Source organism: Cryobacterium sp. Hz9 (genome assembly GCF_004402825.1).
Taxonomy (GTDB): Bacteria; Actinomycetota; Actinomycetes; order Actinomycetales; family Microbacteriaceae; genus Cryobacterium; species Cryobacterium gelidum.
Window position 1 is genome coordinate 1 of the sequence record NZ_SOFC01000002.1, and the last position, 8,766, is coordinate 8,766.

Annotated in this window: 12 protein-coding genes; 10 read left to right on the top strand and 2 right to left on the bottom strand. The window is 59.8% G+C overall.

Annotated elements, in window-relative coordinates:
* Positions 1 to 132: 132 nt before the first annotated feature.
* From E3N85_RS00560 to E3N85_RS00605, 10 genes are all read left to right on the top strand, one after another.
* On the top strand, positions 133 to 1,035 hold the full coding sequence (locus tag E3N85_RS00560; RefSeq protein WP_134458357.1) for an alpha/beta fold hydrolase: 903 nt from the start codon (positions 133 to 135) through the stop codon (positions 1,033 to 1,035).
* 758 nt (positions 1,036 to 1,793) lie between these two features.
* On the top strand, positions 1,794 to 2,135 hold the full coding sequence (locus tag E3N85_RS00565; protein ID WP_134458359.1) for a hypothetical protein: 342 nt from the start codon (positions 1,794 to 1,796) through the stop codon (positions 2,133 to 2,135).
* 50 nt (positions 2,136 to 2,185) lie between these two features.
* Positions 2,186 to 2,320, top strand: a complete 135-nt coding sequence (locus E3N85_RS16905) for a hypothetical protein (protein ID WP_134458361.1) — start codon at positions 2,186 to 2,188, stop codon at positions 2,318 to 2,320.
* A gap of 423 nt (positions 2,321 to 2,743) precedes the next feature.
* A complete protein-coding gene (locus E3N85_RS00575) occupies positions 2,744 to 3,082 on the top strand; it encodes a hypothetical protein (RefSeq protein WP_134458363.1) in 339 nt (112 codons plus the stop codon).
* Between the two features lie 617 nt (positions 3,083 to 3,699).
* Positions 3,700 to 4,125, top strand: a complete 426-nt coding sequence (locus E3N85_RS00580) for a nitroreductase family deazaflavin-dependent oxidoreductase (protein ID WP_134458365.1) — start codon at positions 3,700 to 3,702, stop codon at positions 4,123 to 4,125.
* A 179-nt stretch (positions 4,126 to 4,304) separates the two neighbouring features.
* Positions 4,305 to 4,490, top strand: a complete 186-nt coding sequence (locus E3N85_RS16455) for a hypothetical protein (RefSeq protein WP_198412023.1) — start codon at positions 4,305 to 4,307, stop codon at positions 4,488 to 4,490.
* Positions 4,491 to 4,994: 504 nt separating this feature from the next.
* On the top strand, positions 4,995 to 5,339 hold the full coding sequence (locus E3N85_RS00590; protein WP_134458367.1) for a sulfate permease: 345 nt from the start codon (positions 4,995 to 4,997) through the stop codon (positions 5,337 to 5,339).
* A gap of 88 nt (positions 5,340 to 5,427) precedes the next feature.
* Complete coding sequence (locus tag E3N85_RS00595; protein ID WP_134458369.1) at positions 5,428 to 5,733, top strand: hypothetical protein; 306 nt, start codon at positions 5,428 to 5,430, stop codon at positions 5,731 to 5,733.
* Positions 5,734 to 5,970: 237 nt separating this feature from the next.
* Entirely contained in the window at positions 5,971 to 6,366 is a 396-nt protein-coding gene (locus tag E3N85_RS00600; protein WP_134458371.1) for a hypothetical protein, read from the top strand.
* A 69-nt stretch (positions 6,367 to 6,435) separates the two neighbouring features.
* Positions 6,436 to 6,981: a hypothetical protein gene (locus E3N85_RS00605; RefSeq protein ID WP_134458373.1), complete on the top strand. Its 546-nt coding sequence runs from the start codon at positions 6,436 to 6,438 to the stop codon at positions 6,979 to 6,981.
* Between the two features lie 118 nt (positions 6,982 to 7,099).
* Here the strand turns inward: E3N85_RS00605 and E3N85_RS00610 are convergent, their stop codons facing one another.
* Both E3N85_RS00610 and E3N85_RS00615 read right to left on the bottom strand, forming a co-directional pair.
* Positions 7,100 to 7,675 (bottom strand): carbonic anhydrase, encoded by a 576-nt coding sequence (locus E3N85_RS00610; RefSeq protein ID WP_134458375.1) that lies wholly within the window; start codon positions 7,673 to 7,675, stop codon positions 7,100 to 7,102.
* Positions 7,676 to 8,284: 609 nt separating this feature from the next.
* Positions 8,285 to 8,575, bottom strand: a complete 291-nt coding sequence (locus E3N85_RS00615; protein ID WP_134458377.1) for a DUF427 domain-containing protein — start codon at positions 8,573 to 8,575, stop codon at positions 8,285 to 8,287.
* Positions 8,576 to 8,766: the final 191 nt, after the last annotated feature.

An 8,766-nucleotide genomic window follows, 5' to 3' on the forward strand; every position in this document is an offset into this window, starting at 1 on the left:
GGGGCGTAGACGTGGTCATCTTCCATCTCGTCAGGGACGAGCGAAAATAGCATCACTTTGTGGGCGTGTTGACATGAGCTACCGCGAGTGAAAGCCTGAATTGTAGGCATAAGCGGGCGAAACGAGGACAGTATGGCCGAATTCAACACGGAAACTGATCAGCTCACGGGGGTGCGGCATCGCACCGTTTCCGTCGACGGGCTGGAGATCTTCTTCCGGGAAGCGGGACCGGCGGATGGGCCGACGCTCGTGCTACTGCACGGTTTTCCTGCTGCGTCGCACCAGTATGCGCGCCTGATGGATCGGCTCAGCGATCGGGTGCATCTCATCGCACCGGATTACCCGGGGTTTGGTTACAGTGGCGCTCCCACCTCGAGTAGTGGCGGCGGAGACTTCGTTTACTCTTTCGATCACATCGCCGAGGTTATCGAAGCGTTTCTAGTCACCCTCGGCATCGACAAGTTCTTCATGTACGTTTTCGACTTTGGGGCTCCTATCGGGTATCGCATCGCGGCGCGACATCCGAATTGGATACAGGGGGTCATCGCACAAAATGGCAACGCCTACGAGTCCGGACTGGGACCGAATATGCAGCCTGTGGTTCAATACTGGATAAATCAAGAGGAGATGGAGCCTGTTATCCGCGGAGCGCTTACAGCTGAGGCAACGCGCTCCCAACATCTCGAGGGGGCCGCGCATCCAGAGTTCGTCGATCCGGACGCATGGACTTTGGATCAACATTGGCTCGATCAAGCCGGACGAGACCAGATCATGCTCGACCTGCTCTATGACTACCAGTCCAATGTCGTGCTGTATTCCGCGTGGCAAGCGTGGATGCGCGAGCATCAGCCCCCCATGCTTTTGCCTTGGGGGCGTAACGATCAGTTCTTTTCTGAAGCAGGCGCGCGCGCGTACCTCGATGATCTTCCGTCTGCTGAATTGCACCTGCTCGACACCGGGCACTTCGTCTTGGACGAGCAGCTGGACACCGTTGTGCATCTGATCGATGACTTCATCGGGCGACATACGCAATAGGAGCCACTCGAAGTACACGCACCGCAAACACAGCCAGACAGACTGAAAGAAAGATAACGACAATGTCGTTTGAGCAACGCCTCTTCATCCCGGACGTCGATCGCCTTCCGTGACCGACTGCTGCGGTTCCGAGACGATGAAACCGAGAGCGATTGCTGGGTGTGAAGTGTCATGGAACTGAACCTCCTGTGGTTTAGGCGGATAGTCATGATCCACGCTCTCTAGGAGGTGCGCCGCGTGGTCCATGTCGGCCGCGCTGCCAAGTACTCCTCACGTGCGTGCCGCAATGATTGGATGGCGTGCCTGCGTATCGAGTTCGACCTCGAAACCTCGCCGTCGATGATGATGGCTACAGACTTCAGAACGACGTCGCGGACTGCCTGGAGTCCGTCGCCGCGATCGCGGACGATGATGCCGGCCGGCTCCGTGTCGCGGTCGGGCGAGTGATCACGAATCCGACGGTGCATCGCTCTGAACTCCTTGCCCTTGTCATCGAGCTGGCCCCGCCGCCGGCCGCGTGGCAGTGATCATGAACGCCCCGTCCGATGAGAACGCGGTGCCGGTGGACCAGCCGTCTGACCGCGAGGCCGACAAGAGGCGCGAGTGCGTAGCGGCGAACCGCGATCGGATCCGCGAGTTAAATCGACTCTGGCGCGCGGAACATCTCGACCGAGCCCGGCGGCTCAACCGCGACTCGATGCGTCGGGCCATAGCACGCCGGCACCGCGAGGCAGAAGTGCGGGCCCGGGGGAGGGAACGTGCGAAACTTTGGCGGGGAAGCTCACCCCGATCGCAAGCGTGAATATCAGCAGCGATGGGTCGAGGAGAACCTGGAGAAGGTCCGCGAGTTCTACAACCGCTACTACGAGACCCACCGCGATGAGGCCCGCATGCACGAGTTCGCCGACGCCTACGTCTACGTGGTGACCCATGAACGCATGGGGCTCCCGCCCGTTCCGGTGGAGAACATCGTCTACGCCCGAGCAGTCGAGATAGTCGCAGAGCGGATGCGCAGGATGGACCTGCTAACCAGCCGCGGCGTCGCCGCAGCGGCATGGAGCGCGCAAGCCGAGGTCCGATACGAGGAGCGGCAGCGGTAGTTTGACCGCCGCGTTAAGGCTGTTGTACGTGGGCGGGGTTCAGCAAGGAGATGTTTACCAAAGCCGACAACTATGTGCTGCAAATGCATCGACCGCTTGAAGATCCTCTGCTCTCGCTCGTGGTTTCCGCGGCCCTCGCCGTGAACACTGTGCTGAAACAGGACAGCGACCAGCGAAGTCGCTGACGTTGTCGGGGCTTTCAAGCCCGTTTCTTCGGTGGTGCAATTCGGGTGAGCGAATGAGACCGATCTTGGTGAACATCCGCTATTCTACGGCATTCGCACGAATTTGACGGTTTCCGGCGTGCGGCGACGGCTCTAATGGAGACGCTCCCACTTCTGTGGTCTAGCTGCACTGGCCAGGATGTCCACGGCATAGAGGTTGTGAAACCGACATTCGATCGCCCGCGTTAGCACCCGGTTATCCGGCTACTACATTCGCCATAAGATGCACTCTCTCGAACACTCCGGCACGGCAGGATTTGAGGTGGACACGATGGCATTGGCTCAGACGACGGACTTGAAGGCCTCAAATGGCCGGTTCCGGCAATCGATCTCACTAGGGATGACGTTCCTGTCCGACTGGACGAACTGCTCCAGTCCCTCCAGTTGCTTGGCACAGACAACGACCGCGAGACGACGACGGCCAGAACGGGTGCCCAAGCATGGAAAGCTGACACTCCTCCTTCCCCGCAGGTAATCAAGTCCGGGTCACTGGCAATCACGAAGACGAGCATCGGGTGGGTCAAGAATATTGGCGGCATTACGGGCCTGCTTACCGCTGTCGCCGGCGTCGTCTCGCCGTTTATTGAGCAGGTTGGGGAGCCAGTGACGGTCACACTCATTGCAAGCGCGGCGCTGATCTTGAGTTCAGTCGCCATCGCCCTGAGCCTTCTGGTCAAGGGGGACTTGGACGCTCGCGGTACCGCCACGGCCGCCAGACACTAGGGCAGAGCCGAAGTCGCCGCTTCCTTCCTTGCTTCGACAGCAGCGATGCCCGCCAGGAAGGTGCCGACAGGAGAACCATCGAACAAGCGAACCCTGCTCGATGACCTCCTCGAGGCGTTGCGTGCCTACCCCGACACAGTGCGTGTCACAACCGCCACCAAGGGCAGGCCTGTCGCGGTCAAGCAGGTTTGGCGGGACACGAGAAACAAAGAACTCAGGCTCTTGGTCGGCAACGAGAGCCCACGAGATGAAATAGGCCTGGATGAGATTACGGGTTTTACGACGGAAAATTGACGAGAGTATAGGACTAGTTCCTTTGGGCCGTCAAAGTTCTCGTCCGTCAGCTGCTAGATCCAGTCGAGGTCGAGGTCGAGGTTGAGGTCGAGATCAGCGAATACGCCTGCCAGATCGCCTAATAGGACAGTCCTGCGGAGGCTGACTAGTTGACCTTGGCGGATCCCGAGGGCAATACGGTGTCTCGCGGAAATCCACTCCCGTCGACGTGATACTCGCCGTTAGGCACCGCTGTAGGCAACGGATCTGAACAGCGCCAGGATCGTATTCAGGGCTCGTGTCTGGGACTGGTCAAGCGCGCTGGCTGGTGACATGCTTCTCCCATGAGTGTTCGCTCGAGGCTCCGCAGCGGCTGGCTTTTCACGATCAAGCACACCCTGAACCGGCTGACCAGTCGTATGGCTCGCCAGGGCAGCACGAACTTCTCCATCGTGCGTACCGTGGGCCGCAAGAGCGGCAAGACTTTCGAGACGCCCATCATTGCGCAGCCGATCGCAGGCGGCTTTGTGTGCGAACTCACCTACGGCCCGGAGGTCAACTGGTATCGGAACCTCGTCGCGGCCAACGGTGGCGAGATCGTCCGCGACGGCGTGACCACGACGATCGTTGGACTCGAAACACTGTCGACCGCTCAGGGAATTGCGGCATTCACCCCGTTCCAACAGCGTATTCTCCGGATCCTCCGACGCACCCATTTTGTGAAGCTGATTACCGCTGAAAGGTCGACGTCACTACTCTGGCGCTCATGACGGATCGAGCTATACCCAACCTGCCGTCGCGTGACTTAACCGCAAACGGAGCGCCTCTATCGTGGCTTCGGTTTTCGGGCAAGTTGTCGCGACGAAGGCTGGATGGTGCTGAATCGCGGCGATATCCAGCTCGAGTTTTTTTCCCCTACCGCGACCTCGATCCGACGACGAGCTCGTGCATGTGCAGTATCCGGGTTCAGGATGTCGACACGCTATACCGGGCGATCTGCGATTCTGGAGTCGACGAATCCCGGGTGGGCTTTCCACGATTGATGCCCATCGAGCTGCAACCGTGGGGACAGCGGGTCGGCTATCTCATCGACGCCGATGGCACCCAGCTGAACCTGATTGAGGACGCCGGCTGACCGCCCGAATCGTTAGCGCCTTTTAGACCTGCCCGACGCCACAACGGCTGCTGCCGCGACCGCCTTCAACATTGGCTACCGCAACATAGACAACGCCGCCGCATATTTCAATGAGCGTGAAATGGGGAGGGAATCCGTCGGTCTGGCATTGAACGTTTGCAGGTTTTTCGTTGAGACCAAGGTATGGGTCATCGACTTCGGCTACGACCAGACCCTGCACGCCTTCGCTGACCGCGGAGGAGATAGGCGCCCTCGATGCCCTTTAAACCGGAGTGCGCGGTGGTCCGGCTCCCGATGCCGAGACCCCCTAAGCATTCGGGCGAGAAATTCCGGAAGCGTTACCTGGCTCAGTGGCCAGAAGCACTAATCACCGCCGCAGCAGGATTTAACCCGGACCATTCGTGGGGCTTTCCCCCCACGGGCATCCGGATCTAGACATTTTCTCAGGTAAACGATATTGCGCGCCATCGCTCACTGCGATGACAACATCTGCAAGGCCGCGCCATGTTCGAATTCATCCTGGCCATCACGGCCCGCAGCTATTACTTCTCGCGCCGGTTCATGCCGACCAACATCGTGACCGACGCGATCGACACTCGGCGGGGTCTCAAGTGGGGCGTGCCCGCGATGCTTTTCCCTATCCCGTATGGGTTCGCTGCGGCGTATTTCGCGGGGTTGGTCGAAGCCGGTGGCTCTAATTGGCTCAATGTGTTCGTGCTGCTATACGTTTGGGATGCGCTCAAGTTTTTCGTCGTCGGGCCCGTGAGTCTGATACACCTAGTTGCGGTACAGGTTCGTGAGGCCGGAGCGCGCCGTCGCCTAACTCAGGCCCTGCTCTCCGAAACCTAAGGTTGGAGCGCTTCGATGAGCCGGTGCTCCTGACTAGGCGCGTCTGACAGCGTGGCCAGTCGACCTTGGCGCTCCTCCCTTTAGCGGCATGATCGGCTCAACAGGTCCGCTCTCAGGACGCTTCACTAGGACGATCCCGCAGGGGAAGTTCGACGATCTGCTCAGTCGCACCGCACTGGCCGCGCTGTACAACTATCCGAAGGTCGCGATCGAAGATGATGACCACAACCTCCAGAATGACATCGCGTGCTGCCTGGAGCCCGTCGCTGCGATCGCGAACGCGGATGCTGTTCGGCTACGTGTCGCGGTCGAGCGCGTGATCACCAATCCGACGGCGCATCGCTCTGAACTTTTGGCTTTGGTCATCGAGCTGGCCCCGCCGCCTACCGCGTAGCAACGATCATGAACGCCCCGTCCGATGAGAACGCACCGCCGGTGGGTCAGCCGTCTGCGCTAGACGCCGAGAAGCGGCGCCAGTATGTGACGGCGAACCGCGACCGAATCCGCGAGCTGAATCGACTCTGGCGAGCCGAACACCTCGATCGAGCCCGGGAACTCCATCGCGACTCGATGCGCCGCGCCACGGCCCGCCGGCACCGCGAAGCCGAGGATCGTGCCCGGGGAAGGGAGCGTGCGAAAACGCTGGCGGGAAGCGCACCCCGATCGTAAGCGCGAGTATCAGCAGCAATGGGTGGCGGTGAACCGCGAAAAACTGAGGGAGTACTACAACCGCTGCTACGAGAGCCTTAGCGACGAGGTGAACGCCCGGGCCGCTGCCAGACGGGACGCTGACCCCGACCACACGAAGCGGATCACTCGGCAGTGGGCCGAGCGCAACCGAGAGCGTCGGGCCGAATGGCAGCGCAACCGGCATAGCGACCCGGTGACGTACCAGTCCGAGCTGGAGGCCAATGCTGCAGCGAGACCTCGTGAGCGCAGCCTCAGCCGAGCCGGGCTCCCGCCGCAGCTCTTGCACGCGACGACCGCCGCCGATCGCCGGGCAAACAAACGAGAAGCCGACGCCTAATTCAATGACCAATCGCAGCCCGAGCATCTGAGACAGTTCACCGTGTTAGCCGATTCGCTCACCGAGCACATGCTCAAGAACGGCGCCCGCATGCACGACTTCGCAAACGCCTACGTGGAGACCAGAGCGCGCAGGGGGCTCCTACCGGTCCCGGTGAAGAACATCGTCGACGCCCGAGCTGTCGAGATAGTCGCCGAGCGGATGCGCCGGGTCGACCTGCTGACCGACCGCAACGTCGCCGCGGCCGTGCGAAGCACGCAGGCGGTGGTTTGGCGAGCGGAACGGCAGCGGCAGTTCGATCGCCTCGTGAAGACCGTCGTGGCAGACGCTCACCTCAACAGCGCTCGATATGGCCACGAAGCCGAGATAGAGATCCAAGCGAGAGCGCGTCGGGGAATGCCTCGTGTACCGGTCAAGTCAATGATCGTGGCGCTCGCGATGCAAGAGGTTATCGAGCGCGTACCCACGAGCAGGCTGACGATTGAGGATACTCGGAGCGCCCGGTTGGCGATATTGCGGATCGATATGCCTCACCAGGTCTTCGCGAGAGGCTTGAGAGTTGGACTCACCGCTAGATCGGACAGCTCTCTGGTTGTTTACCGTGCCGCAGCCTAAACGTCCTTGTCGTGTAACCGGCACTCTGATTGGGAGCAGAGTCAGACCCAGCGACCAGAGTGCACTACTCCTATGCGGCTTTGCCTGAAATGGTGGCGTTTGCAATAACAGTCCGTTACTATGCCGATCCTGCTGCCGTGGCCGCCGGTACCTCGATCAGGCGCCCGGATGCAACGTCGTAAATATAGCCATGGATCGGGATGTTTCGCGGTACGAGCGAGTGCGCCTTGATTCGTTCGACATCCTCCAGCACGCTGGACGCTTGGTCTGAGATGGTCAGCCAGTCAATGTACTTCGCCTCGGCGGAGCCCGGGCCGGTGCCGATGTCGTAGAACCCTGCCTCTCCCAGGGCTGCTGTTTCCAAGCTGTTTGCTAGGAGGCCCCGGATGACGTCATCGGTGAAAAATTCCATTCCACAGTTGGTGTGGTGAATGACGAACCACTCTTTGGTACCCAGCAGCTTGTAGGAAATGACAAGGGAGCGAATGGCATCGTCAGAGGCGCGCCCGCCGGCGTTGCGGATCACGTGCGCGTCGCCCTCGCTCAAACCCGCGTACTTGGCAGGATCGAGGCGGGCGTCCATGCAGGTGAGGATGGCGAAGCCGCGCGCTGGCGGCAGTGCGAGTGTGGCCTTCGCACCGAATGATTGGGCGTAGGCGTCATTGGCTGTTTTGATTTCTTCGAGAACGGTCACGTGTTCGTCCTTCTGGTTGGAAAGGCGGCCTCGGACGGCAGACTTTTGTAGATCCTAGTCAGCGCTCGTGCGAGCGAAATATATGTTTCGATATGTTCCGATTGCGCCGCGCCTTCGAGCACAAAGCACCACAGGTGGCCAATCCTGCAGCTGACATAGTGACGGTGAAACTCGGGATCGTAGAGGATCTGAACCTGCGATTTGAGCAGAAGATGCACTCGTTTGAGGGATCCTGAGACCGCAAACCGGAGGCTTTCCGAAGGGGATCGTGCTCTACATATCTGACGGCGGGCAGCGTCCAATACTTCGAATGACGCTTGGCCTTTGGGAGGTACGCGAGCAAAGAAGTGGGAAGACTTGACGCACACACTTTTATTCAATGTTTATTGCCTCGAGACCCACCGGGATGAGACGAGAGGTTGAGATAATGATGAAGACAACTCGCACAAGAAACTCCTGATCAGATCTAGATATATCGAGATTAACCGAGGTTTTAATCCGCACCTAGTCTCGACGTAGAAGGCCCCGCTGCAATCCTTCGGTCCGTTGTGTGCGCGTCATGATCTAGCGATTCAAGGCTTCAATGGGATTCTCGCGGCGGTCGCCGTTTTAGTGGACTTTCACGACGCGGACACCATTGCCAAACGCGACATGGTCCCGGATGTTTTCTGCCGCCAGCGTCGGGTCGGGGTAGTACCAGGCGGCATTCGCGTTCTCCTGCCCATCGACGATGAGCGTGTAGTACTTTGCAGTGCCTTTCCATGGGCACTGCGACGTCAACGATGTGCGGGAGAAGTACGCAGAATTGAGCGACTCAGTCGGGAAGTACTGGTTGCCTTCAACCAGGATGGTTTCATCCGACTCTGCCAGCACGACATCATTCCAGACTGCTTGATACATGGTCTGCTCCCTGCATGTTGTGTGCGGGACTGACCCGCAACTGCCCCAAGTGTAGGCGGCTTTCCCGGCTCGGTTTCAGAACCGGGAACACACACAGCGCACGCCCGAGAACGTGAGCATGACCTTGGGTGTGCGCCGTAGTGCTCAGTCAGATGTCGTTGGCAGTGTCGAACATTGAGACCGGGGGGGCG

Bases quoted from the DNA above. Each gene is read 5' to 3' on its own strand.
- E3N85_RS00605 (WP_134458373.1), top strand. From the start codon at position 6,436: ATGCTCAAGAACGGCGCCCGCATGCACGACTTCGCAAACGCCTACGTG.
- E3N85_RS00580 (WP_134458365.1), top strand. From the start codon at position 3,700: ATGAGTGTTCGCTCGAGGCTCCGCAGCGGCTGGCTTTTCACGATCAAG.
- E3N85_RS16455 (WP_198412023.1), top strand. From the start codon at position 4,305: ATGTGCAGTATCCGGGTTCAGGATGTCGACACGCTATACCGGGCGATC.
- E3N85_RS00615 (WP_134458377.1), bottom strand. From the start codon at position 8,575: ATGTATCAAGCAGTCTGGAATGATGTCGTGCTGGCAGAGTCGGATGAA.
- E3N85_RS00560 (WP_134458357.1), top strand. From the start codon at position 133: ATGGCCGAATTCAACACGGAAACTGATCAGCTCACGGGGGTGCGGCAT.
- E3N85_RS00590 (WP_134458367.1), top strand. From the start codon at position 4,995: ATGTTCGAATTCATCCTGGCCATCACGGCCCGCAGCTATTACTTCTCG.
- E3N85_RS16905 (WP_134458361.1), top strand. From the start codon at position 2,186: ATGTTTACCAAAGCCGACAACTATGTGCTGCAAATGCATCGACCGCTT.
- E3N85_RS00595 (WP_134458369.1), top strand. From the start codon at position 5,428: ATGATCGGCTCAACAGGTCCGCTCTCAGGACGCTTCACTAGGACGATC.